At 60.6% G+C, this 24633-nt stretch carries 18 protein-coding genes; 12 read left to right on the forward strand and 6 right to left on the reverse strand.

What is annotated here, in order from left to right:
* Nucleotides 1–19: 19 nt before the first annotated feature.
* The 4 genes from JZY08_RS24070 to JZY08_RS24085 all read right to left on the reverse strand — a co-directional run bounded on the left by JZY08_RS24070 (nt 20) and on the right by JZY08_RS24085 (nt 4952).
* Nucleotides 20–2113, reverse strand: coding sequence for a mechanosensitive ion channel family protein (locus JZY08_RS24070; RefSeq protein WP_216331934.1), 2094 nt, complete (start codon nt 2111–2113; stop codon nt 20–22).
* On the reverse strand, nt 2110–2727 hold the full coding sequence (locus JZY08_RS24075; RefSeq protein ID WP_137039572.1) for a ParB-like protein: 618 nt from the start codon (nt 2725–2727) through the stop codon (nt 2110–2112). Before JZY08_RS24075 ends, JZY08_RS24070 begins: the two co-directional genes overlap by 4 nt.
* Nucleotides 2711–4342 carry a SulP family inorganic anion transporter gene (locus tag JZY08_RS24080; RefSeq protein ID WP_216331936.1) on the reverse strand — a complete coding sequence of 544 codons (1632 nt, stop codon included), beginning with the start codon at nt 4340–4342 and terminating at the stop codon, nt 2711–2713. The genes JZY08_RS24075 and JZY08_RS24080 overlap by 17 nt, the downstream gene beginning before the upstream one ends.
* 214 nt (nt 4343–4556) lie before the next feature.
* Nucleotides 4557–4952, reverse strand: coding sequence for a cupin domain-containing protein (locus JZY08_RS24085; RefSeq protein WP_216331938.1), 396 nt, complete (start codon nt 4950–4952; stop codon nt 4557–4559).
* Between the two features lie 308 nt (nt 4953–5260).
* Between JZY08_RS24085 and JZY08_RS24090 the strand changes: the two genes are divergently transcribed.
* The 11 genes from JZY08_RS24090 (at nt 5261) to JZY08_RS24140 (ending at nt 16942) form a co-directional block, all read left to right on the forward strand.
* A complete protein-coding gene (locus tag JZY08_RS24090) occupies nt 5261–6283 on the forward strand; it encodes a substrate-binding domain-containing protein (RefSeq protein ID WP_216331940.1) in 1023 nt (340 codons plus the stop codon).
* Nucleotides 6284–6401: 118 nt separating this feature from the next.
* Nucleotides 6402–7895: a sugar ABC transporter ATP-binding protein gene (locus JZY08_RS24095; RefSeq protein WP_216331942.1), complete on the forward strand. Its 1494-nt coding sequence runs from the start codon at nt 6402–6404 to the stop codon at nt 7893–7895.
* Nucleotides 7892–8836, forward strand: a complete 945-nt coding sequence (locus tag JZY08_RS24100) for an ABC transporter permease (protein WP_216331944.1) — start codon at nt 7892–7894, stop codon at nt 8834–8836. Before JZY08_RS24095 ends, JZY08_RS24100 begins: the two co-directional genes overlap by 4 nt.
* A 1-nt stretch (nt 8837) precedes the next feature.
* The gene (locus tag JZY08_RS24105) at nt 8838–9806 is read left to right on the forward strand and encodes an ABC transporter permease (protein ID WP_003498940.1); all 969 of its coding nucleotides are present in this window, start codon (nt 8838–8840) and stop codon (nt 9804–9806) included.
* Between the two features lie 3 nt (nt 9807–9809).
* The gene (locus JZY08_RS24110) at nt 9810–10832 is read left to right on the forward strand and encodes a LacI family DNA-binding transcriptional regulator (RefSeq protein ID WP_216331947.1); all 1023 of its coding nucleotides are present in this window, start codon (nt 9810–9812) and stop codon (nt 10830–10832) included.
* 33 nt (nt 10833–10865) lie between these two features.
* The gene (locus JZY08_RS24115; RefSeq protein WP_216331949.1) at nt 10866–11915 is read left to right on the forward strand and encodes a sugar phosphate isomerase/epimerase; all 1050 of its coding nucleotides are present in this window, start codon (nt 10866–10868) and stop codon (nt 11913–11915) included.
* Nucleotides 11916–11926: 11 nt separating this feature from the next.
* Nucleotides 11927–13096 (forward strand): Gfo/Idh/MocA family protein, encoded by a 1170-nt coding sequence (locus JZY08_RS24120; protein ID WP_137039578.1) that lies wholly within the window; start codon nt 11927–11929, stop codon nt 13094–13096.
* Between the two features lie 128 nt (nt 13097–13224).
* Nucleotides 13225–14079 carry a sugar phosphate isomerase/epimerase gene (locus JZY08_RS24125; RefSeq protein ID WP_216331951.1) on the forward strand — a complete coding sequence of 285 codons (855 nt, stop codon included), beginning with the start codon at nt 13225–13227 and terminating at the stop codon, nt 14077–14079.
* Nucleotides 14080–14231: 152 nt separating this feature from the next.
* Nucleotides 14232–15917, forward strand: a complete 1686-nt coding sequence (locus tag JZY08_RS24130; protein WP_216331953.1) for a GMC oxidoreductase — start codon at nt 14232–14234, stop codon at nt 15915–15917.
* Nucleotides 15917–16477 (forward strand): gluconate 2-dehydrogenase subunit 3 family protein, encoded by a 561-nt coding sequence (locus JZY08_RS24135; protein ID WP_137039580.1) that lies wholly within the window; start codon nt 15917–15919, stop codon nt 16475–16477. The genes JZY08_RS24130 and JZY08_RS24135 overlap by 1 nt, the downstream gene beginning before the upstream one ends.
* 69 nt (nt 16478–16546) lie before the next feature.
* Nucleotides 16547–16942 (forward strand): cytochrome c family protein, encoded by a 396-nt coding sequence (locus JZY08_RS24140; RefSeq protein ID WP_216331955.1) that lies wholly within the window; start codon nt 16547–16549, stop codon nt 16940–16942.
* 55 nt (nt 16943–16997) lie between these two features.
* Here JZY08_RS24140 and JZY08_RS24145 read toward each other — a convergent pair whose 3' ends face one another.
* Nucleotides 16998–17348 carry a DUF488 domain-containing protein gene (locus JZY08_RS24145; protein ID WP_216331957.1) on the reverse strand — a complete coding sequence of 117 codons (351 nt, stop codon included), beginning with the start codon at nt 17346–17348 and terminating at the stop codon, nt 16998–17000.
* A gap of 215 nt (nt 17349–17563) precedes the next feature.
* Nucleotides 17564–18424 carry a LysR substrate-binding domain-containing protein gene (locus JZY08_RS24150; RefSeq protein ID WP_003498958.1) on the reverse strand — a complete coding sequence of 287 codons (861 nt, stop codon included), beginning with the start codon at nt 18422–18424 and terminating at the stop codon, nt 17564–17566.
* Between the two features lie 253 nt (nt 18425–18677).
* Here JZY08_RS24150 and JZY08_RS24155 point away from each other — a divergent pair, with 253 nt between their 5' ends.
* Complete coding sequence (locus JZY08_RS24155) at nt 18678–24614, forward strand: Ig-like domain-containing protein (protein WP_216331958.1); 5937 nt, start codon at nt 18678–18680, stop codon at nt 24612–24614.
* Nucleotides 24615–24633 lie beyond the last annotated feature (19 nt).

Consider the following 24633-nt stretch of genomic DNA (forward strand, 5'->3'; position numbering starts at 1 on the left):
CGGGGCGGGATGCGGGGCTCTATTCTTCCACCGGTCCCGTCTCGCCGCCCGGTTCAGGCTCCGATGGTCGTGCCGACCGTGACGCGGCCGGGTAAGCGCCCGTCATGCTGGCAAACTGGATGTCGTTTTGCGCAAAGGCGTCCTTCAGCATCGAATAGGCCTTGCGGCGCACTACCGAGGATTGCCCGCCGGCGCGCAGCATCATGCCGAAGCCGAGTGTCATGCCATATTCGCCGAAGTGCTCGACGCCTTTCAGCTTGACGGTCTCGATCAGGAACGGTCCGAATTCCGGGTCTTCCTTGAGCGCCCTGCCGATTTCCTTGGTGATGGCCTTGACCTTGGCGATGTCTGTATCGAAGGCGACGGTGACCATGAATTTGTCGATCGACCAGTCGCGGCTCATGTTTTCGACGGCGCCGAGCGATCCGAACGGCACGGTGAAGATCGGCCCGCGATGGTGCCGCAGCTTGACCGAGCGGATGCTGAAGGATTCGACAGTGCCGCGATAGGAGCCGCTCTGAATATATTCACCGACGCGGAAGGCGTCGTCGATCATGTAGAACACGCCACTGATGATGTCCTTGACAAGCGTTTGCGAACCGAAACCGATGGCGATGCCGAAGATGCCAGCGCTTGCCAGTAGAGGCCCGATATTGACGCCGAGTTCCGATAGCGCCGTCATGACCGCGACAGCCGCGATGATGATGCCGAGCATGTTGCGAAGGATCGGCAGAATGGTCAAAAGCCGGTCGTCCTGCGGCTGGCTGCCCGGATGGCCACTCACTGGATCAACGGCGGGTGCGCTCAGCTCCAGCCGACGCGCGATCATCGACTTGATGGCGATCCAGACGAGATCGGCTAGAAGCAGGATCAGTGCCCCGTGCAGGACGCCAACGACGATCGATGTCAGCAAAGCGCCGTCGGGCAGGGAATCCGGATGGGCGCGAACGAGGAAGATCAGCCACACTATGGCGGTTCCGACGACGACAAGCCGCACGCCGCGCTCGGCCAGAACCGGGCGCAGATCGCTTTCCCCGTAGCCGCCCATATCCGTTGCGAGCTTTCGCGCCGCGACGCCGAGTGTGGAGGCAAGGCCGGGCAGAACAAGCGCATAAAGCCCGATCCAGAACAGGACGCCGGCACCGGCGAGCCGCAGCCCGAAGAGGATGATGAGGCCGAAGATCAGCGCGACATCGATTGCCCTTGTGCGTTCCGAACCCGGCTCGCCGCCGGGGCGTCGCCAGATCCAGATGCCGGCGAGCAGGAACAGGAAACCGACCATGGCGGCGGATAGAAGCCCGAGCGTGTCGCGGGGAACGCCGAGATTTTCCAACGTCCTCAGCAGAGCCCAGAAAATTCCGGCAAGCGTCAGGAGCCATGTCCAGCGCACGATCCAGAAATCGCGCCGTGTATGGGCCTCCCGGCCAATGATCTGGCGCAACAGGCCGGCAAAGGCAAAAAGCAGGGGCAGAATGACGCTCATCGCAAGCCAGGGCAACAGAATGGCGCTCAGCAGGGGCGGCCACTGGATGGCGAGGAACATGGTCGTGATGGCAAGCCCGTAACCGAAGACGGGCAGGAGCTTTCGGGACACGACGGCCGAGGCTTCCTTGCCGATATCCACGCCGTTTTTGCGGGATGCCTGCATCACGATGATCCGGTTCGTGGCGATGCCGCCGGCAATGCCTGCGCCGAACAGGATCAGCACATGCAGCAGAAAGATGGGGGAACCATAGGCGCCGATCTCGTCGCCAAGTCTTCCCAGCGCGGAGGTCACCTGCGCCGACATGACGGGCAGGTCGGCTGCAATACGGGCCAGATGTTCGCGCCGTTTGCTCGCCCATTGGTCGAGGTCGCTCAACTGGCTCTGCGGCGTCAGTTGCGGCGGCGGCTCGGCACCCGTTGCCGCAAGCTTTTGCGTGAGCAGTGCGCGAACGTCATCCTGCCCGAGAAGCTGCAGCAATTGATCGACCTTCTGCTCCGTCGTCTGTTGCGGGGCGGGCGGTTTGGCGGGGGGCGGCAGTTCCTGTGCGCCAAGGCTGGCTATCCCCAGCAGGAAAAGTGCGACGGCTGCGGCCGCAATTGCTCTGAGGAGTGAGGTGAGGGTGATCATCGGTCCGCTCCGCACCATCCAGGCAGATGCCGCGCATCGTGCGAGCGCGCCAACACCAGTGCTTCCGCCACGGCGTCCTCGAAGGAATGCCGCAGCTCTTTTTTGCCCACCCGGCGACGCAGGAAGTCGGCCCAGAGAAATTCGCTGAAAGGCGCCTCGATCTTGGCAAAACCGCCGGCGTCACGAACGGCACCTGCAAGTGAGCGGAAAGGATCATCTTCGAGGTCCACGATCTGTTTCGGAAGATCGGCGGTGGGGCGGCGCACACCGTCCGCGTCGAAAGGATAGACGAAGTTGCGGTGGTCCATGACCGACCAGAATTCCTCTTTGCCGAGATGGGAAAGATCGGCAACGATGCTTGTCAGCACATGCTTCACCCCCTCGTTGTGCAAGGCCAGAGCGAGGTGGTGATGATCGACAAGGTAAAGGCGCTGCTTGTAGCCGACAACGACCGGCACCATGTGGTGGCCGAGGAATTCGGCCCCCTTTTCCGACTGGATGGCGGCCCATTGCCGGCGCTTGGTTTCAACCTCCCGCAGGCCAACTGTCATCTGCGTTGGCCTGAGCGAGAGGATTTCAACCGGGCTGAGATGCGGTTCAAGGTTGTTGGGCATGGCTCTCCTCCCGGCGCATGGCCGCCGTTACGGCATCATCGACGCTGAAATTGCTGCGGGCAACCATGTCGTTTCCGCCGCCGGCGAGCAGCAGATCCCGCACGTGGTCATGCACCCGCGCATAATAAACCACGATGCCGCTATGCTGCATCGAGGCATCGAACTCCAGAAGCGCATCGAGCGCGGTGGAATCCAGTTCGAATGTTTCCTCAAGGCTCAAGATCGCGACCCGCAGCTCCGGCCGGGCGGCGATCCGTTTTGTGACGGCGGCGAGGATCGGTTCCGCATTGCCAAAGAAAAGCGGCTGCGCGGGCCTGAGGATGATCATGCCGGACACATCCTTCGCATCCGGGTGGCGTTCCATGTCGACAAAGTCGTGGCTGTCGCCCAGCCGGCCGAGATGCATGACGTGCGGCAGCGACAGCCGGCGAACGAAGACGGCGAAGGACAGGGCGACCGCGACCAGCATGCCGTTGAGAACGCCGAATGCAAGCACGCTGGCCGCAGCCGCAAGCGCCAGATAGGCATCGTTGCCGAGTCTCCAGAGACGGATGATCGGTGTGGGATCGAGCGCGTGCAGAAGCGCCACGGCAATGACGGCGGCGAGAACCGCTTGCGGAATGAAAGCGAACCACCCGGACGCGACGAGGCTGAAGGTGGCAAGGCCGATTGCAGCGATGGCCGAGGCGAGCCGGCTCTGCGGGCCGACCGCCTCGCTTGCAGCTCCAGCGGAAAAACCCGCACCGACCGGCATGCCCTGCACGGCGGCGCTGGCAATATTGGCAAGCCCGAACGCTCTTAGTTCACGATTGGAATCGACGCTCTCGCCGTGACGCAGCGAAAAGCTGCGCACCGTGCCCCAGGATTCTGCAAAGAGAATGAGGACGAGCGGCGGCGCGAAGCGGGCGACATGGGCGACGTCGTCGAGCGAGACGGAGAATGGTCCGGCCCATATGCCGGCAAGGTCAATCGCGCCGACGACGGCGACCCCCCGGCTTTGAAGATTGAGCAATATCGACACGGCGATGCCGGCCACGATGACGACGAGGCTGCCTGGAATGGCCGGACGTCTGCGCAGGAGAAGCAGCACGGCAAGGGCAATTACGCCGACGGCGATGCTGTCAGGGTTCCAGTCCTGAGGATGAGACAGGATTTGCAGGAGGATGGCCAGCGGTTCTCCGGTCGTTTCCTTTATTCCGAACAGGCTCGGCAATTGCTTGATCGTGATCAGAATGGCGAGGCCGAAAGCAAAACCGCGCAGCACCGGACGCGAGATCACACTCGACAGCGCGCCGAGCCGGGTGACGGCCGCAAGAAGAAACAGCACGCCCACCAGAGCAACCGTAATGGCAACGAGCAGCATCTTCTGCGCGGGCGTGACGGAAAGCGTTGCCAGCATGGCCGCCAGAATTGCCGCGGAAGAGGATGTGGGCGAGACAACCGCAAAACGGCTCTGGCCAAAGAAAGCGTAAACGATGCAGCCCATGATGGCGGCGAGGATGGCGTGCTGGGCCGGAACGCCGGCAATGCCCGAATAGGCGATGGCTTCCGGCAACATCAGGCCGGCAATCGACAATCCCGCAATCACATCGCGCCGGTTTACTGTTATGGGCATGGAGTGGCGACCGCATTGACGGTGACAAAGGCAAGGAAACTTTCACCCGGTAAGATCACGATTCTCCACCATGTTCCCAATGGGATAGAGGTTTCACCCATTGCGGATGCAAGTCAAAGTTTAAATCGTGCTTCCGAGATATTTCGCTCGTTCCGGGGCGGCCTGGTGCTGGTAATCGTGCGGCCGGCGGTGGCGCCCTCCCGATTTAGCCCCGTCAGCCGCCGTACTGGTCGTCGGTGACGTGGTCCATCCAGTCCACGACCTTGCCGTCCTTGACTTCCTGAAGCGCAATATGGGTCATGGCGACATTGGGCGCGGCGCCGTGCCAGTGTCTTTCGCCCGGCGCGAACCAGACGGTGTCACCGGGGCGGATTTCCTCCACCGGGCCACCCTCGCGCTGCACCCGGCCAAGGCCTGACACCACGATCAGGGTCTGGCCGAGCGGGTGGGTGTGCCAGGCGGTGCGGGCGCCGGGTTCGAAGGTGACCTGCGCGCCCTGCACCCGCTCGGCATCGAACGGGTTGAACAGCGGATCGATGCGGACCGTACCGGTGAACCAGGCCTCGGGGCCTTTGGCGGATGCCCGTGCTCCAGCGCGCAATATTTCCATGGTCATTCTCCTGATTTGGATCGTGGGGTGATTTGATGCGGGAATTCTCTCCTTGTCCACAGGGGAGTGAAAAACTGATCAGGCGGACAGGCCTAAGGTGCTTTTGCAAAGGCCGGCGCTCCGATCGGTTGTGAGGATTATCCCGCTGTTTTCGGGAGCATTTTTTGGCGCTTGCAGCACATGTTTTCCTCCGTCCAGACCCGGCAACAAAAATCATTCTCGGGATTGACTCATTTATGAAACCGGTTACATTCATCGATGTAAACGGTTTCATTAGTTAAAAACCGTGCTTGGAGGAGCAAATTTTCATGTTTAAACATTTGATGGCTGCCGCCGCCATGGTGCTTGCGGCCGGCACGTCCGTGCACGCCCAGGAGCATAGCTTCAAGATCGGTCTTTCCAATTCTTTCGTCGGCAGCGAATGGCGCACGCAGATGATAGAGGAAGCCCAGGCTGCCGCAAAAGCTTGGGGCGAAAAGGGCGTCAAGGTCGAAGTCGTCGTTCAGAGCGGCAATGTCGATGTGCAGGGGCAGATCGGCCACATCCGCAATTTCATGAACCAGGGCGTTGATGCAATTCTCATCAATCCCGGCAGCCCGACGGCCTTCGATCCGATCTTTGCTCAGGCGAAGGCGCGCAACATTCTCGTCATCGCAACCGACGCTGAAGTGTCTTCGAAGGACGCGATCTATGTCGGCATCGACCAGAAGGCCTGGGCGGCGCAGTCCGCACAATGGCTTGCGGATTCGCTGAAGGGCAAGGGAAGCGTCGTCGCCATCAACGGCATCGCCGGCAACCCCGCCAACGAAGCCCGCGTCGCCGGCTACCGCGAAGTGTTCAAGAAATATCCCGACATCAAGGTGCTGAACGAAGCCAATGCGAGCTGGGACCAGGCGCAGGGCCAGCAGGCCATGCAGAACCTTCTCGCCACCTATCCCGATATCAGCGGTGTGTGGGTGCAGGACGGCATGGCCGATGGCGCATGGCGCGCAATCGAAGCCGCCGGCAAGACCAAGGACATCGCCGCGACAGGTGAAATCCGCAAGGACTTCATGACGCGCTGGGAAAAGGAAAAGTTCAATTCCGGCGCTTCGGTCAATCCTCCCGGTGTCATGGCCAGCGCGCTCAACGTTGCGGTTCTGAAGCTGCAGGGCAAGGAATTCAAGGACGGCGTATTCGGCGGCACTTACGGCAACGCCATCTATATTCCGATCCCCTTCGTCAGCAACGACAACCTCGCGGACAACATCAAGTCCGCCGAAGGCAAGCCGGGCTACTGGTCCGTCACGGCAACCGTGACGCCGGAACAGGCTGGCGAGTTCTTCAAGTAAGATCAGTCTCGGGCTGGCGGCGAAGGCCAGCCCGAACCTGAAACTCGAGTGCGGATCGCGTCTTTCACGTGTCCGTCGGTGACGAAGCACAATGACAAGTACAATTCGGGGACATGCGATGGCGAACGCTCTGGAGGCGGCCGGCATAACGAAGAATTTTGGCGCCGTGCGCGCGCTTTCCGACGGCAGGCTGACCGTCGGCCGTGGCGAAATCCATGCGCTGCTGGGTGCGAATGGTTGCGGCAAGAGCACGCTCTGCAAGATCGTTGCGGGTGCGGTCGCGCCGACCAGCGGCACGATCAGGTTCAACGGCGAGGACGTGCGCTTTAAAAGCCCGCGTGACGCTGAAAATGCCGGCATCGCACTGTTCTACCAGGAACTCAGCCTCATTCCGCAGCTTTCCGTCGCTGACAATATTTTTCTCGGTCGCGAGCCGAAGCGCGGCGTTTTCGTAGACAGCAAGGCCTTGAAAGCCGGGGCGCAAAAGCTGATCGCGCTTTTTGACGGGGTTGCCGGGGCAGGACTGGAGCCGGATGCGATCGTTGGCAATCTGCCGCCCGATCAGCGCCAGCTCGTCGAAATCCTCAAGGTCTTCGCCCAGAATGCCAGCCTGATGATCATGGATGAGGCGACGGCGGCGCTCGATGGCCGCCAGTCCGAGCGCTTTTTCGAGATCCTCAGGGCCAAGAAGGCCGACGGTGTCTCCACCATCATGATTTCCCACCGTCTCGATGAGGTTTTCGCGGTCTGCGACCGCATCACCGTCATGCGTAACGGCGCGACCATTTCTGAACTCGATACCGCCGCCACCACCCGCGAAGCCGTCGTGCATGATATGGTCGGCGATGTCCGCGCCGCACCCGCACGCCAGCAGGGACGTGCAGATGCAGCGCCCAGCCTGAAAGTGACGGATGTTGCGGGCGAGGGCGTTCGCGGTGTCACTCTGGAAGCCTATCCGGGTGAAATCGTCGGTCTGGCCGGCCTGCAGGGGCAGGGCCAGTCGGCCTTGCTGAAAGGCCTTTTCGGCGCCAGCCCCTTTGCCGCAGGGCAAATCCAGTTCGAGGGCCGGGACGTCGTTATCGGCAAGCCGTCGCAGGCGGTTCACAACGGTTTTGCCTATGTGTCGGGTGATCGCGGTCGCGATGCCTCGCTTCAGGGCCGGTCGATCTTCGAAAATCTCGTCGCGGCTCTCATGGTGCGTGAAAAGATACGGCTAGTCCGGCCCGCGACGCTGAAGCCGCGTGTGCTGAAGGTTGCGGACGACATGAAGACGAAATTTGCCGGCATGGACATGCCGATCGGCACGCTTTCGGGCGGAAACCAGCAGAAGATTTTCATTTCCCGCTGGCTTGCTACCGCGCCGAAACTGCTTCTGCTCGACGATCCGACCAAGGGCATCGATCTTGGCGCCAAGGCCGATCTCTTTGCGCTGATGCGGCAGCAGGCTGACGCGGGCGCGACCATTCTTCTCTACTCCTCGGAAGATGCGGAAATCCTCGAATATGCCGACCGTATTCTCGTGTTCAATGGCGGGCGCATTTCTGCGGAGCTGACCGGAGCCGACATGACATCCGTAAACATGACCCGCGCCGCCTATGGAGACGCCGCATGAGCTCTTCCGGTTTTCTGCGCAAGCAACCCTGGATCATAACCCTCGTCGTTCTGGCCGTTCTCATCGGCGTGAACACGTTTCTGCAGCCATCTTTCGTGCAGCCGGCCGTATTGCAGTCAAACCTGACGACGTTTCTTCCGCTGATCCTGGTCGCCATCGGGCAGACCTATGTCATTCTGGCGGGAGACATCGATCTCTCGGTTGGCAGCATAGTGGCGCTCGCCAATGTCGTCACGGTCAGCGTCATTGCCGCGCTTGGCGGAACGACGGGTGCCGTCGTCGCCGGCATGGGAGCGGGAATTGCGGTCGGACTGATCTGCGGACTGGTCAATGGCCTGTTCATATCCGGCCTGCGCTTCCAGCCCATCGTCACCACCTTCGCGACAGGCATCATCTTCGCCGGGCTTGCCATCTGGGTTTTGCCGCAGGCCGGCCTTCCGGTGCCGGAAGCCTATTGGCAGACCTATTCCGGCAGCTTCATCGGCCTGCCCTTCGTGCTGTGGGTACTGCTGGGAGGCATTGCCTTTACGCTGATCGTATCGCGCATTCCGTTCCACGTTCATTTGCTGGCCGTCGGCGGCAATCGCACCGGCGCTTTCCAGACGGGTCTGCGCCTCTCGGGTATCCGCATCGGCGCCTACATGATTTCCGGTCTGTTTTCGGCGCTCGCAGCGCTGTGCCTGACGGGTGAGACCGCCTCTGGCGATCCGCTTCTCGGCGCAAGCCTTGCGCTCTCCTCCATCTCGGCGGTGGTTCTCGGCGGCACAGCACTTTCCGGCGGGTTTGGCAGTTCCACGGGGTCGATAGCGGGCGCTCTGGTGCTCGGCATGATCGGCAATGTGATCTTCTTTGCGGGGCTACCTTTCGAGTACCAGACGCTGGTGCAGGGTTTGATCGTGCTGACGGCGCTTGCCGGCGGTGTTCTGGTGACGAGGCGTTGACATGACCAATCCCGGCTTGCAAATCAAATCCCTCCTTACCGATCCCCTGACCATTGCCATTGGCGCGTCAGTCTTCTTGCTGCTGGTCGGCGAATTATTGTCGCCCGGCTTCGCGCAGGGGTCGCAGATCGTGCGGCTGCTGACGATCGCCGCCATTCTCGGCATTGTCGCGGCGGGGCAGAACCTCGTCATCCTCGGCGGGCGCGAAGGCATCGATCTGTCCGTCGGCGCGATGATCTCGCTTGGCGCGGTCCTTGCCGGCAACATGATGAACGGCCAGAATGCGGGAATCCCGCTTGCCATTCTTGTTGCAGGCGGTGTTCCCTTCCTGATCGGCCTCATCAACGGCCTCGGCATCACCTTCGTGCGCATTCCGCCGCTGGTCATGACACTCGGCATGACGGCGGTCATTCAGGGCGGGCTGGTGGTTTATTCGCAGGGCGTTCCCTCCGGTGCGGCCGCACCTCTTCTGGCAGGCTTCATCAACCGGCCGCTCGTCTTCGGCATTCCGGGCGTCCTCTTCGTCTGGCTTGGCATCGCCGCGATCATGCTGTTCGTGCTGCGCCGTACGGCCTTCGGTTTCTCCATTTACGCCATCGGCTCCAATGAGCGGGCGGCAACGCTGGTCGGATTGCCCGTGTCTTTGATCCGCACGTTGCTCTACGGCCTGTCCGGCCTGTTTGCCGGGCTGACCGGGGTCTGCGTGATCGGTTATACCGGCACCTCCTTCATTTCCGTCGGCGACCAATATGTCCTTCCGTCGATCATCGCGGTCGTCATCGGCGGCACCTCGCTTGCCGGCGGTGCGGGCGGATATATCGGAACGATGGCCGGGGCAGTTGCACTCACCATTCTGCAAAGCGTACTGATAACGCTCAACCTCGATGTATGGGCCCGGCAGATCATATTCGGTGTCACGTTACTTGCGCTGATGCTGCTTTATGGCCGCCAAAAGCAGCTGCGTGTGTGACAGATGAGCAAAGACCAAGGTTCGAATATCAGGGAAGTTGCAGCTCTTGCGGGCGTTTCGATCGCGACCGTATCGCGGGCGCTGCAGCAACCCGACAAGGTTCGCCCGGAAACCCGGAAGAAGGTTTTCGACGCCGTCCGGCAGGCGAACTTCGTCCCCAACGCCCAGGCCGCGAGCTTCCGGCGTCAGTCCAACAACACCGTCATTCTCCTCGTTCGCGATATCGGCAACCCGTTTTATCTCGAAATCTACAAGGGTGTGGAGGAAGCGGCAGGCGAAGCGGGCTTCAAGGTGTTGATGGGCGATGCCCGCAATGACGAACACCGCGTGGCAACCCATATCGACATGGTCCGGCAGAAACATGCCGATGGCCTCATCCTGATGACCGGACAGTTCCCGTCCGAGCTTCTCGATCAGGGCGACGCGCTGCCGCCGATCGTCATCGCGTCAGAAACCGTGCCCGGCCTCGCGCTGCCCACCGTCAAGGTCGACAACCGCGCCGCTTCCATCAACGCCATGCGCTACCTCATCGAGGCGGGACATCAAAGGATCGTACATCTGGCCGGTCCCGTCCCGGAAAGTCTGGCGCAGGAGCGTTTCGATGGTTATCGCGCGGCACTTGCCGAAGCCGGCATCGCTTATGCCGACGAACTTGTCGTGACGGGCGATTACAGCATCGAGGCCGGCCGTCAGGCAATTGCCAGCCTTCTCGAAGGCGACATTTCCTTCACCGCCATCTTCGCATCGAGCGACCAGATGGCGATTGGCGCGATCAGCGAGTTGCGCGGGCGCGGGCTTTCGGTTCCGGCCGATGTCTCGGTCATCGGCTTCGACGATATCATTTTCGCCAATGCCTTCGAACCGCCGCTGACGACGGTGCGCCAGCCGCGACAGGAAATGGGCCGCAAGGCCATGGCGCTGATGGTCGACCGGCTGAACGGCAAACGCACGGCCGAAACCATCGTGCTGGAGACGGAACTGGTGGTGCGCGGCTCGGTCGCGCCCTGCCGCCCGCCGCACCGGTAGCGGCCAGATTGTGAATGCAAGGAGTGTAAGGACATGAAGACGATCAAAGGCCCGGCGATTTTCCTCGCACAATTTGTCGGGGACAAAGCCCCCTTCGACACGCTCGACAATCTCGGACAATGGGCGGCTTCCCTTGGTTACAAGGGCATTCAGGTGCCGACCGATCCCAAGCTCTTCGATCTCGAGAAAGCCGCCGCCTCCAAGGCCTATTGCGATGATATCAAGGGCCGTCTGGCCGAGACAGGCGTCGAGATCACCGAGCTTTCAACCCATATTCAGGGTCAGCTCGTCGCCGTTCATCCTGCCTATGACGAGATGTTCGATGGTTTTGCGCCCGCTGAACTGCGCGGCAAACCGCAGGCGCGGCAGGAATGGGCGGTCAACCAGCTGAAGTGCGCGGCGAAAGCCTCGCAGCATCTCGGCCTCAAGAGCCACGCCACCTTCTCCGGTGCGCTGGCCTGGCCCTTCGTTTATCCGTGGCCGCAGCGCCCGGCGGGTCTTGTCGAAATGGCCTTTGCCGAACTCGGCAAGCGCTGGACGCCCATTCTCGATACATTCGAGGAGAACGGTATCGATCTCTGCTACGAACTGCATCCGGGCGAAGACCTGCATGACGGCATCACCTTCGAGCGTTTTCTCGAAGCCACCGGCAATCATGCGCGTGCCAGCATTCTCTACGATCCCTCCCACTTCGTCCTGCAGGCGATGGATTATCTTGATTTCATCGATATCTACCACGAGCGCATCCGGGCCTTTCACGTCAAGGATGCCGAGTTCAATCCGACCGGCCGCTCGGGCGTCTATGGCGGTTATCAAAGCTGGGTCGACCGGCCGGGGCGTTTCCGCTCGCTGGGTGACGGGCATGTCGATTTCGGCGCGGTGTTTTCCAAGCTCACCCAATATGACTTCGACGGATGGGCGGTGCTGGAATGGGAATGCGCGCTGAAACATCCGGAAGACGGGGCGCGTGAAGGTGCCGGCTTCATTGAAAACCACATCATCCGCGTGACCGAGCGGGCTTTCGACGATTTTGCCAAAAGCGGTGTCGATGATGCCGCCAACCGTCGCCTTCTCGGTCTCTGAAAGGGATAGCCATGTCCTCCACAACAGCAAAATTTAATAGCCGCCGTATCCGTCTTGGCATGGTCGGCGGCGGTCAGGGCGCCTTTATCGGTGCCGTGCATCGCATCGCGGCCCGGCTCGACGACCGTTACGAACTGGTGGCAGGCGCGCTTTCCTCGGACCCGGAACGCGCCAGCGCCTCGGCAACCCTGCTCGGCATAACGCCCGAGCGCTCCTACGCCTCGTTTGAGGAAATGGCATTGGCCGAGGCCGGCCGCGAAGACGGCATCGAGGCAGTGGCCATCGTCACCCCCAACCACCTGCATTTCGCCCCATCCAAGGTCTTTCTCGAATCCGGCATCCACGTCATCTGCGACAAGCCCGTTACCGCGACGCTGGAGGAGGCCAAGGAGCTGGCGAAGATCGTCAGGGCATCCGACAGGCTGTTCATCCTCACCCATAATTACACCGGCTATGCCATGTTGCGGCAGATGCGGGAGATGGTGGCGAACGGCGACATTGGCAAGCTGCGCCATGTCCAGGCCGAATACGCGCAGGACTGGCTGACCGAAGCGGTTGAAAAGACAGGGGCAAAGGGTGCGGAATGGCGCACCGACCCGAGCCGCTCGGGCGCAGGCGGGGCAATCGGCGACATCGGCACCCATGCCTTCAATGCCGCCGCCTTCGTGACGGGTGAGATCCCCGCCAGCCTCTACGCCGATCTCACGTCGTTCGTTCCGGGCAGGCAGCTGGATGACAGCGCCAATATCCTGCTGCGTTATCAAAGCGGCGCCAAGGGTATGCTCTGGGCAAGCCAGATCGCGGTCGGCAATGAAAACGCCCTGTCGCTCAGGGTCTATGGCGACAAGGGCGGACTTGAATGGCACCACCGCGTGCCGGACGAGCTTTGGTTCACGCCGTATGGGGAGCCGAAACGGCTGATTACCCGCAATGGCGCGGGTGCCGGTGCCGCCGCAAACCGCGTCAGCCGCGTACCATCGGGGCACCCGGAGGGATATCTCGAAGGTTTTGCGACGATCTACCGCGAAGCCGCAGACGCAATCATCGCAAAAAGGGAGGGAAAAGCAGCCGCCGGGGATGTGATTTATCCCGGCATAGAGGACGGCCTTGCGGGTCTCGCATTCATCGATGCGGCCGTTCGGTCCAGCCTGACCTCGTCCTGGGTGAAGATCGACATCTAGACCACTGGATATCGGGGACTGACGACGCAGGGCACTGGAGGTTGTGCCCGCATTGTCCGGCTAATCGTTCGGGGAAGATGCGGGCAGGCGTGTCGTCATATTGATCAAACGGAAAGGGAGTTACGCGTTTGAAAACGTTCAAGTCAAAATTAGCCAGCATGGCATTCGTCGTCGGATTGGCGGCCGGTATCGCAAATCCGGTTCTGGCCGAAGACAGCAAGACGCTGCCGATTGCCGCGCAGATGTACACCCTGCGCAACGCCGGAACGCTGGAAGAGCAGCTTGCCATCCTCAACCGTGCCGGTGTTTCGGCCGTTGAAACGGTGGATATGCAGAAGGTCAGCGCCAGCGAGCTGAACGCGCTTCTGGAAAAGCACAGGATCAAGGTCATTTCCTCGCATGTGCCGATCGACAAGCTTCGCGGCAATCTCGATGAGGTCATCACCGAGCAGAAGGCTGTCGGCAATCCGGTCGTGACCGTGCCGTTCCTGAAGCCGGAAGACCGCCCGAAGGACGCTGCCGGCTGGACCGCCTTCGGCAAGGAGCTTGGTGGATATGCCGACAAGCTGTCTGCAGCCGGTCTCTCCATGGCCTACCACAACCATGATTTTGAAATGGTCAAGTTCGACGGCAAGACGGCGCTTGAACTGCTGCTCGATGCCGCAGGCCCGAAACTGCAGAGCGAACTCGACGTCGCCTGGGTGGCGCGCAGCGGCAATGATCCGGCTGAGTTCCTCGGCACCCTGAATGGCCGGGTTTTTGCAATCCACGCCAAGGACAATGCGCCGGCCGGCACGGCCGAAAACGAGCGTGGCTTTGCAACGCTTGGAACCGGCGTTCTCGACTGGAAAACGATCCTGCCGGCGGCCAAACATGCCGGCGCACAGTGGTTCATCCTTGAACATGACCTTCCGCTCGATGCCGAAGCGGTCGTGACCAAGGGCAACGCGTTCCTGAGCGAACGCCTGCCGACCCTTCAGTAAACACTGCCAGTAAAACCAGAACCGCTCCCCGGCGGCCGGTTTCGCCGGGGCGCATGAGGTTCGACAGACGTCTATCCAGTTTCCGCCGCGCTGCGACGGGAAGCGCTTCGTCTCGTCGACTTTTTACCCAAGTACCAATCGGAGGAGTTATCATGGCAGACAATCATTATGATGCGATTGTTGTCGGCTCAGGCATCAGTGGAGGCTGGGCGGCAAAGGAACTCACGCAAAAGGGCCTGAAGGTCCTGATGCTGGAGCGCGGCCGCAACATCGAGCACATCACCGATTATCAGAATGCCGACAAGGAAGCCTGGGATTATCCCCATCGCAACCGCGCCACGCAGGAAATGAAGGCGAAATACCCCGTTCTCAGCCGCGATTATCTGCTGGAAGAGGCCACGCTTGGCATGTGGGCGGATGAGCAGGAAACCCCCTATGTCGAGGAAAAGCGCTTCGACTGGTTTCGTGGTTATCACGTCGGCGGCCGCTCGCTGCTCTGGGGACGCCAGACCTATCGCTGGTCGCAGACCGATTTCGAGGCCAATGCGAAAGAAGGCATCGCCGTCGACTGGCCGATCCGTTATGAAGACGTCTCTCCCTGGTACGATTATGTCGAGCGTTTTGCCGGCATTTCCGGCAGCCGCGAGGGGCTGGATATTCTCCCCGATGGTGAATTCCTGCCGCCGATCCCGCTCAATTTCGTTGAACAGGATGTGGCCAGCAGGCTGAAGAAAGAGTTCAAGGGCACGCGTCACCTCATCAATTCGCGCTGCGCCAATATCACCCAGGAGCTTCCCGATCAGGAGCGAACACGCTGTCAGTTCCGCAACAAGTGTCGGCTGGGCTGTCCCTTCGGCGGCTATTTCAGCACGCAGGCATCCACCCTGCCTGCGGCACTCGCCACCGGCAATCTCACCCTTCGGCCTTTCTCTATCGTCAAGGAAATCCTCTATGACAAGGACAAGAAAAAGGCGCGCGGCGTCGAGATCATCGATGCAGAAACCAACCTGACCTATGAATATACCGCCGACGTCATCTTCCTGAACGCTTCGACGCTGAACTCGACCTGGGTGCTGATGAATTCCGCTACCGATGTATGGGAAGGCGGTCTCGGCAGCAGCTCGGGCGAACTTGGCCATAATGTGATGGACCACCATTTCCGCATGGGCGCCACCGGCCAGGTGGAAGGTTTCGAGGATTTCTACTTCAAGGGCCGTCGTCCGGCGGGCTTTTACATTCCGCGTTTCCGCAATACCGGCGACGACAAGCGCAAATATCTGCGTGGTTTCGGTTATCAGGGCTCGGCCAGTCGTTCGCGCTGGGAACGGGAAATCGCCGAGCTCAATATCGGTGCCGATTATAAGGAGGCGCTGACCGAGCCGGGCGGATGGACCATCGGCATGACTGCCTTCGGCGAAATGCTTCCCTATCACGACAACCGCGTGAAGCTGGATCATGACAAGAAGGACAAATGGGGCTTGCCAGTCCTCTCCATGAATGTCGAGATGAAGCAGAACGAACTCGATATGCGCGAAGACATGGTCAATGACGCCGTCGAGATGTTCGAGGCGGTCGGCATCAAGAATGTCAAACCCTCCAGGGGCACCTATGCGCCGGGCATGGGCATTCACGAAATGGGAACGGCCCGCATGGGGCGCGACCCGAAAACCTCCGTCCTCAACGGCAACAACCAGGTCTGGGATGCACAGAACGTCTTCGTGACTGATGGTGCCTGCATGACCTCGGCTTCCTGCGTCAACCCGTCTTTGACCTACATGGCGCTGACGGCGCGTGCCGCTGAATTCGCCGTTTCCGAACGCAAGAAGGGGAACCTGTGATGAACAGACGCGAACTGCTGAAACTGATAGCCATTGCCTCGGGCCTTCCGCTGATCGGCGCGGATGTCCTCACAGCCACGGAAAACGCCGCCAAACCAGCCGGCGCTGCCCACGTCTTCACCCCGGAGGAGATCCGCTTTCTGGACGAGGTGGCGGAAACCATCATTCCGCGCACCTCCACGCCGGGGGCGAAGGATGCTGAAGTGGGTGCATTCATGGCCGTCTATGCGGCCGATTGCTACACCGAGGAACAGCGGACACTTTTCCTTTCGGCGATTTCCGACATCGAAAAGCGCAGTCAGGCCGAACACAAAAAGGCCTTTCTGGAGCTGACGCCGGAACAGCGGCAGGTGCTGCTAGCCGCTCTCGACAAGCAGGCCAAGGCGGAACAGACGCCGGCAAAGCCGCACGCCTTCACGCTGGTCAAGCAGCTGACGCTGCTCGGTTTCTTCACCTCGAAAATCGGCGCCACGGAAGTTCTCGTCTACGACGAGATTCCCGGCGGTTTCGAAGACCGCGTTCCCTACAAGAAGGGCACGCCCGCCTGGGGCACGACCTGAAGAAATAACTGTCGGCCCGTCCGCATTTGTGGACGGGCCGCACTCAAGCGGCAAGACAAGGATAATACGATGCGCAATATAACAATCATCGCGGCGGCAATGTTTGCCGCAAGCACCGTTCCCGCTCTTTCGGAGGGCGATGTTGCCAAGGGGGAGGCGGCCTTCAAGCGCTGTTCCGCCTGTCACGCCATAGGCGAGGGCGCGAAAAACAGGGTCGGCCCACAGCTTAACGGCATCATCGGCCGTGCGGCAGGCGGCGTGCCTGACTATACTTATTCGGCTGCGATGAAAAAAGCGGGCGAGGACGGCCTTGTCTGGACACCGGAAGAATTGCGGGATTTCCTGAGCGCGCCCAAGAAGAAAATACCCGGCAACAAGATGGCGCTGGCCGGCATCAGCAAGCCGGAAGATCTGGACAATCTCATCGCCTATATCGAAAGCGCGGCCTCCAAACCGGCTGAATAAGGCTGCACACCTTGCCAGGCAGACAGCGCCCGGCCTGCGGGCGAGACGGCAAGCTTCAGTGCGAACGGAGATAGTCGGCGAGAACGAGGGCGTGATTATGTTCGGTGTCATGGGCGGCATAAAGCAGCGTCACGCGCCCCTCGGCCATAAATGCCTTCATGCGCGCCACAGCGTCTGGATTGGCTGACAGTTCCGCGTCATAGTGGCGGGTGAATTCCGCAAAGCGTGACGGCATATGGGAGAAATTCTTGCGCAATTCGTTGCTCGGCGCGATCTCCTTCATCCAGATGGAAAGCCGTGCAGTTTCCTTGCGCACGCCACGGGGCCAGAGCCGGTCCACCAGGATGCGCGCGCCGTCATCGTCGCTGACGGCATCGTAAATCCGTTTCACCCTTACGTCTGACATGGGCGGCCTCCTTCGCTTGCCAGGTGAATGATTTATAGCGGCTTTTGTGAAGTCGCACCTGAAAATTGCTCTGCCGCCCGCAACGGCCTCCGACGGCGCCCTTATGAGATATCTCCCACCGCCATCACCCGACCAATGATTTTTCTGCTCTTTCCCGTGATGTGGCAAAGATCGTAAAACGGCATCCGGATTTGTCTGGCCTTGCTGACGCGCGATCAGACCCGGGCGGATAGCTCGATGAAGCTTCGCACCAGCGGCAGATGCCGGCGTTCGGCAAGGCAGATCGCATATTCGTCGATCAGTTCGCTGGCGTCGCGCAATGGTACGAAGCAGAGGCGCGCATCGTGGCCGAATTCGAGATCGGCCACCACGCCGCATCCCACGCCGTTGGCGATGGCCTCCCGCACGCCTTCGCGGGACGAAATCTCGACCACACGCTGAATGGAAATGCCGTGATCGGCTAGGTTCTTTTCGAAGATTTCACGCGTGCGCGATCCCCTTTCACGCATGACGAAGGATATCCCCTCCAGTTCGGCCATGAAGACACCGTCCCGCTGCGCAAACGGGTGTGAGACGGATACGCACAGACCAATCCGCATGCTCAGAAATTTGATCCCGTAAAGACGTGGATCGTCCGGCGCACGGGCGGTGATGGCCACATCGGCCCGGTAATCGATGATCTGCTCCACCACCCGTGCCGAATTGTCGACGGAAAGGGAAAAGGTCAGTTGCGGTCGCTCGGCCTTCAGCCGTGAAAGGATCGGCAGCGGCAGGATGGGGCCATCCGCCGCCACGCGCAAATGTCCGCCGGCGGCGTCAACTTCACCCCGTAGCAACGCCTTAGCCTCGTTTTCCGCCTGGAACAGGCGGGCGGTGATTTCGAAGAGGCGCTCACCCTGTGGGCTGAGGCTCACCCCGCGCGCTTTTCTTTCCAGAAGATTGACCCCGCTGATGGCTTCCAGCTCCCGCACATGGGTCGAGAGGGTGGACTGGCTGATTGCCATGTCCCGTGCAGCCTGGGAAAAGCCGCCCGATTGCGCAACGATGTGGAAGGCTTTCAGCTGTGTGATCGACATGGGTTCCTGTTCTGCCGCCGGTCGACACGACAAGCGTCGATGCGATGTGGATCATCGGCGAAAACGCTGACAAGACCATGACGCCTGCCGGATGGTTTCGTTTACCCTGTTGGGGAAACCGATGGCGGGCATGGGAAAACACTATGGCGCGTTTACGTTTTGTTAGGAATTCGTCATCGGCGCGTTAGTCGTCGTCCTTAATCGTGCCGGCATGGCCACAGGGCCAATCCGTTTCACGTAAAGGGTCAAAGAGATGACGACTTCTGAAAACTCGATCGCCAATCCCATCGAATCCTCCTCTGACTGGCTCCTGACCATTCCGCGCCTGTCGCAACAGCAGAGCATTCTCGTCTCGCCGAACGGTGCCGGCACGGCAACCTCCTACAGCCTGGTCTACGACGTCTATTTCCCGAAGAACGGCTCCACCGGCTGGATGCCTTTCCTGCAGACTGACCTTACCAACCGCAGCGATGGCGATATTTTCGGCAAGGCAAGCGGTGATAGCTATGGCCTTGGCATCAGCAGCGATTATCGCGGCACGGCCAAGCTGGACGCCTGGAACCGCATCGGCTTGACGATCGAAACAGATGCGGGCGGCGCGGTTTCGATGAAAAAATACATCAACGGTGAATTCGTCGCCGACCAGAAGATTGCTGCGTCCGGCGCCGGTCGCTTCGGCATCGACATGTCCAAGGGCTTCCTGATCTTTTCCGACGAGGATGGCGAAACCTCGCCCGGCTACCTCAGCACTCTTCTTTTCCTCAAACAGGTTCTGACAGCCGACGAAATGTCGTATCTCGGAGGCCCTAAGGCCTCCGGCATCTTGCCGGATGCGATGAAGCAGGAGGCTGAAAAGGTCGGCGTCCTCGAAACCCGCTTTGCCCAGGGTTCGGCCACGCCCGCGATTGGAAAGGGTACAGTCACCGGTAACGGCACAACCCTCGAATTCAAGACTCCGGCCCAGGCCGGCATTCTCGCCATCGGCCAGAAGCCTGCGGTCGATCCGGTTGCCGTCGCTAAAACGTCGGCCATCAAGGATATGATGGTGACGCCTGATGCGGCGAATGTGACGATCGATCTGTCGAAGCATTTCTCCGGTGAGAAGCTCACCTTCACCGTTCAGAACAGCAAGAACGAGACCGTTACCGCGGTCCTGACGGACGGCAACAAGTTGACGCTCGACTTTGCGGCTCTCGGCCATTCCGATATCCGCGTGACGGCCACCGACGGTGCCGGCAAGAGCGCCACGGACGACTTCCGCGTGCGCGTGGCCGGTCCGAACGCCTATACCATCGCCGTCTTCCCAGACACGCAGGACTACACGTCCAATGCCGGCATCAAGCACCTGTTCGGCGAGATGACGCAATGGCTGGTCGACAATCGCGACAGTCATAAAATCGTCTTCATGAGCCATGTCGGCGATATCACCCAGAACAACCGCCCCGCCGAGTGGGATGTCGCCGAGCCGGCGCTTCGCAAGCTCGACGGCAAGGTGCCTTACGCGCTGCTGCCTGGCAATCACGATCAGGCGAATGGCGGAAGTGCTGCCGACCACACCTCAGTCGAACTGGACAGGCGCTTTTCTGCTGAAAAGCAGGCGGCAACCAATCCCGGCGTCTTCGGCGGTGCCTACGATCAGGAACAGGCTGCCGCGCGCAATACCTACAGCACCTTCACCGCGCCGGATGGCACCAAGTGGCTGTCCATCTCACTCGAATTCGGTCCGCGCGACGACGTGATCCGCTGGGCGGGCGACGTCATCGAGAAGTTTCCCGACCACCGCGTCATGCTCGCAACGCATTCGCTGACCAGCTATGCGACGCGTCAGGACAACCTGGCCCTGCCGCTTTATGACGAAGGTGCCGGCTACGACTACGGCATGCGCACCGACCAGCGTGGTGCAAACGACGGCGAATATGTCGCCCGCGCGCTGCTTGCACGTTACCCCAACATCGTCATGACCTTCTCCGGTCATATTTTCGGCGACGGCGCGGAAACCGACATCACTTACAACCAGTATGGCGAGCCCGTCTTCCAGTTCCTGGTCAATTACCAGAACGGTGTATCGCGTGAAATCACCGGCAACGGCGTCGAATCCCGCGGCAATAATGGCGGCAACGGCGCGATGCGCCTGATCACCGTTGATCCTGACAATAACCGCATCACCACAGAGACCTATTTCACCGCCTTCGATGACTATCTTGACGGTTACCGCACGAAGCCTGAGCTCGATCGCGATGGCCTGACTGGTTATTATCGCGGACATCAGGAAGTGTTCGAGAATGTCTATGTCGGTGCAGGCAAGGCCCGCGCCATGGCCGAGGCCGGAGACGATATCGCCGCCAATGCCGCTGCCGGGGCATCCACAGCCGCTGTCTCCCTGTCCGGTGCGAAGTCGCTGCTTGTCGGTGAAATACAGAGCTTCGTCTGGACCGACAAGAACGGCGATATCGTCGCTGAAGGCAAGGAGGCTGTGGCCGATCTCGCTCTCGGCAAGCATAAATTGACGCTCACAGCAACGGATGTGAACGGCGTCAAGACCAGCGATAAGATCGATGTTCTGGTGCGCGGCGACCGCACACTGCTTGTTGAAAACTTCAACGACGGCAAAGCCGAGGGCTGGGCCACCGATTTTGGCGCAGCTGACGGCAATACCGGCCGGTTCCTGCTCAAGGGCACGGTGTTTTCCCGCCCGACCGCAAGCGCCAATCTTGCGGCACCTGAGGCGGCACTTTTCGACCAGAGCGATGCTGCGGGCAACAAGCTCGTCTATATCGGCGCTCAGTCGGCCGCCTGGAGCGACTACGTGTTCGAGGCGACGCTGACACAACTCGATAACGATGCGATGGGCGTCTACTTCTACTATAAGGACGCAAACAACTACTACCGCTTCGCCATGGACGGCGAAACAAACCGCCGCCAGCTTGTAAAGGTCGCCGACGGAAAGGCAGTCCTGCTTGCCGAGGTCAATGCAGGCACGCCCTATAATATGGATATCCCGCTGACTGTTGCCGTGGTCGGTGGCTCCATCAACGTCTTCATTGGCGACAAGAACGTCTTCGGCGGCCCTGTCATGGATGCGACCGCTCCGCTTTCCGGCGGCACCGTTGGTGTCTATTCCAGCGGTCAGCGCGCTTCGGTTTTCGATGACATCGTCGTCACCAAGGCAGGCACGACCGCCAAGGCCGGCATTGATCAAAGAGCCTACGACATCGACGGCGACGGCAAGGCGTCCGTCACGCTCGACGCGTCGGGTTCTTTCGGGCCTGAGCAACTGACCGGCTTCGTCTGGACGGACCTCAAGGGCAATGTCGTCGCAACCGGCAAGACGGTTGATGTCGCCCTCGATACGGGCGTCAACAAGCTGCTCCTGAAGGTTACAGCGGCAAATGGTTCCGTTTCGACGGACCGTATCGACGTCACGATCGTGGACAGGACGAAAATCCTTGTCGCCGAGGATTTCTCTTCGGCAGAGGCAATGGCTCGCTTCAAGATCGTCGACGAGGGCGAACTTGGCGGTATCGGACCGGACGGCAAGACGTCCGAATGGCTGGTCTCCGATGGCAAGCTTCTTCAGACGACCGGGCTTGCGAGCCGCGAACTGATCTGGACCGGTGCAACTGCGGCTGACTACTGGCAGCGCGGCTGGAGTCCGCTTGGCGATGGTGTCAACGTTCTGCGTCTTGGTACCTATGCACTGTTCAACGATCCGGCGGCGCTCGCCTGGACCGACTACGCCATCGAAGCGACGATCCAGACGCCTGATAAGGACGGCCTCGGCTTCCTGTTCCGCTACAAGGACAGCAAGAACTACTACAAGCTCGAACTGGATGCCGACGGCATTCTCGACCGCAGTCCGAGAAACGGTGCCGGCAGCATCTTCAACCTCGTGCGCATGAGGAACGGCGTTGAGGAAATTCTGGCCCAGGTGCCGGGCAAATACGAGCCGGGTCAGGCAATGAAGCTTCGCGCCGAAGTCTACGGCGACAAGATCACTGCCTTCCTCAACGATGAGGCGCTGTTTGCCTATCCGATCGGTGACCGCGAACTCGATGCCGGCACTTTCGGCCTTTACTCCTGGGGCAATGCGGGTCTGACCTTCGACAATCTGACGGTGGTTGACCTTAAATCCGGTCTCGATGCGGGCAAGACCCTCAATGGCAGCGGGGCAAACGACGTACTGACCGGAAACGATGCGGACGAGATGATCCTTGGCCAAGGCGGTAACGACAGGCTGCTCGGCAACGGCGGCAATGATCGCCTGAGCGGTGACGATGGCGATGATGTGCTGAAGGGTGGCGCAGGACGCGATGCCTTGTCGGGCGGCAACGGCGACGACACGCTGTTTGGCGACGATGGCAACGATATCGTCTCCGGCGGTCTTGGTGATGACGTCATTGAAGGGGGCGCGGGCAACGACCTGCTTTTGGGCGGTGATGGTTCCGATACCTACATCTACGGCCGTGGCGACGGTTCCGACGACATCATCGAGACCACGAGTGTGGCAGGCGACAAGGATGTGCTCGTGCTGGACGATATCGCCAGAAACGAAGCTGTTCTGCGCAAGTTCGGCGATACCGTCGAAATCGAGTTTGCCAATGGCGAAAAACTGTCGCTGCGCAACCAGCTTTCTGGCGGCGGCATCGAACTGGTGTCTTTTGCAGATGGAACGCAGCTGAACCGCGATGGGATCGTCAAGGGTCTCGTCAATCGTGGTCCGGTCGCGGTAGCTGATACGCTTGCCACGATCGATGAGGATGCCGCATCCTTCCTCATCTCCTTTGGCGCTCTGCTCGGCAATGACATGGACGCCGATCTCGACCGGTTGACGGTGACTGAAGTTTCCCTGGCTGCCGGTGGAACGGCGGTTCTGGAAGAAAATGGCATACGCTTCACTGCGGCGGTGGATTTCAACGGCAAGGCATCCTTCAGTTACAAGATCTCCGACGGCCGCGGCGGTTCGAGCGAGGCAACGGCGAACTTCACCGTCAAGCCGGTCAACGATGCACCGGTTGCCGCTGCCATTGCCGCGAAAACGGATGAGGATGTTGTTCTCAAGGGCAAGATCGTCGCTTCGGATATCGATGGCGACACGCTTTCCTACGCCATCAAGACGGGAGCCGCAGCGGCCAAGGGTGATGTCAAGATCGACGTGGCGACCGGCGAATGGGTCTATACGCCGAACGCGAATGTCAACGGAACCGACAGCTTCACAGTCATCGTTTCCGATAACAAGGGCGGCAGCGTTGAGAGCGTGGTCACCGTGACGATCGCTCCCGTCAACGATGCGCCTGTCGCCGTGGACGACCAGATCACCGTGGGTGAAAAGGATAACGCCGCGTTCGATCTCGTCGCCAACGACACCGACGTGGAAGGCGACCGCCTGACGCTCGTCAGTGTAACCGTGATGGCGGTTGCCGGAATTGCCGTGACCAACGCACAGGCTGCTGCGGCCTTCTCGGTCGTGGATGGCAAGCTGGTCGTCGATCCCTCATCCGCTTTTGCGGCGTTGCAGGACGACCAGCAGGCAACCGTGACGCTCAGCTATACGGTTCGTGATGCAAATGGCGGCGAAGCCAAGGGTACCACGACTGTGAAGGTGGACGGATATACCGAGTATACCATCGTGGAAGGCACTGGCGGCAATGATGTGCTGGTGGCGGGCGACGGCAAGGACATGCTCGACGGCGATGCCGGCGACGACACCCTGCTTGCCGGCGGTGGCAACGACATGGTGGATGCCGGTGCTGGCAATGACCGTGTGGTTGCCGGTGATGGCAATGACATCGTCGAGGGCGGTTCCGGCAACGACGTGCTGATGGGCGGCGCAGGCAATGACGCACTTCACGGCGGTGCTGGTAACGACACGCTGAACGGCGGTTCCGGCAACGACACGCTGAATGGCGGCGCGGGCAATGATGTCTTGACCGGTGGTAGCGGCGGGGACACCTTTGTCTTCGCAGCCGGCAGCGGCCGTGATGTGGTGACGGACTTCCAGGCCGGTGCCGAGGGCACGGATGTCGTACAGCTCTCCAAGGATGTCTTCGCCGATTATCAGGCGCTCATCGCCTCCGGCTCCTTCACCGACGGAGAAAACGGTGCGCAGATCGCCTTCAAGGACGGATCGTCCATCACCTTTGATGGAGTGAAGACCGAGCAGTTCGCGATCGACGATTTCCGCTTCGCCTGACCCACAAAGGGCGCATCCT

Source organism: Rhizobium sp. X9 (genome assembly GCF_018873185.1).
Lineage (GTDB): Bacteria > Pseudomonadota > Alphaproteobacteria > Rhizobiales > Rhizobiaceae > Agrobacterium > Agrobacterium oryzihabitans.

What these genes read in the sequence shown, in the direction of transcription:
- JZY08_RS24070 (WP_216331934.1), bottom strand. Translation starts at nt 2,113, where the DNA reads ATGATCACCCTCACCTCACTCCTCAGAGCAATTGCGGCCGCAGCCGTC.
- JZY08_RS24075 (WP_137039572.1), bottom strand. Translation starts at nt 2,727, where the DNA reads ATGCCCAACAACCTTGAACCGCATCTCAGCCCGGTTGAAATCCTCTCG.
- JZY08_RS24080 (WP_216331936.1), bottom strand. Translation starts at nt 4,342, where the DNA reads ATGCCCATAACAGTAAACCGGCGCGATGTGATTGCGGGATTGTCGATT.
- JZY08_RS24085 (WP_216331938.1), bottom strand. Translation starts at nt 4,952, where the DNA reads ATGGAAATATTGCGCGCTGGAGCACGGGCATCCGCCAAAGGCCCCGAG.
- JZY08_RS24090 (WP_216331940.1), top strand. Translation starts at nt 5,261, where the DNA reads ATGTTTAAACATTTGATGGCTGCCGCCGCCATGGTGCTTGCGGCCGGC.
- JZY08_RS24095 (WP_216331942.1), top strand. Translation starts at nt 6,402, where the DNA reads ATGGCGAACGCTCTGGAGGCGGCCGGCATAACGAAGAATTTTGGCGCC.
- JZY08_RS24100 (WP_216331944.1), top strand. Translation starts at nt 7,892, where the DNA reads ATGAGCTCTTCCGGTTTTCTGCGCAAGCAACCCTGGATCATAACCCTC.
- JZY08_RS24105 (WP_003498940.1), top strand. Translation starts at nt 8,838, where the DNA reads ATGACCAATCCCGGCTTGCAAATCAAATCCCTCCTTACCGATCCCCTG.
- JZY08_RS24110 (WP_216331947.1), top strand. Translation starts at nt 9,810, where the DNA reads ATGAGCAAAGACCAAGGTTCGAATATCAGGGAAGTTGCAGCTCTTGCG.
- JZY08_RS24115 (WP_216331949.1), top strand. Translation starts at nt 10,866, where the DNA reads ATGAAGACGATCAAAGGCCCGGCGATTTTCCTCGCACAATTTGTCGGG.
- JZY08_RS24120 (WP_137039578.1), top strand. Translation starts at nt 11,927, where the DNA reads ATGTCCTCCACAACAGCAAAATTTAATAGCCGCCGTATCCGTCTTGGC.
- JZY08_RS24130 (WP_216331953.1), top strand. Translation starts at nt 14,232, where the DNA reads ATGGCAGACAATCATTATGATGCGATTGTTGTCGGCTCAGGCATCAGT.
- JZY08_RS24135 (WP_137039580.1), top strand. Translation starts at nt 15,917, where the DNA reads ATGAACAGACGCGAACTGCTGAAACTGATAGCCATTGCCTCGGGCCTT.
- JZY08_RS24140 (WP_216331955.1), top strand. Translation starts at nt 16,547, where the DNA reads ATGCGCAATATAACAATCATCGCGGCGGCAATGTTTGCCGCAAGCACC.
- JZY08_RS24145 (WP_216331957.1), bottom strand. Translation starts at nt 17,348, where the DNA reads ATGTCAGACGTAAGGGTGAAACGGATTTACGATGCCGTCAGCGACGAT.
- JZY08_RS24150 (WP_003498958.1), bottom strand. Translation starts at nt 18,424, where the DNA reads ATGTCGATCACACAGCTGAAAGCCTTCCACATCGTTGCGCAATCGGGC.
- JZY08_RS24155 (WP_216331958.1), top strand. Translation starts at nt 18,678, where the DNA reads ATGACGACTTCTGAAAACTCGATCGCCAATCCCATCGAATCCTCCTCT.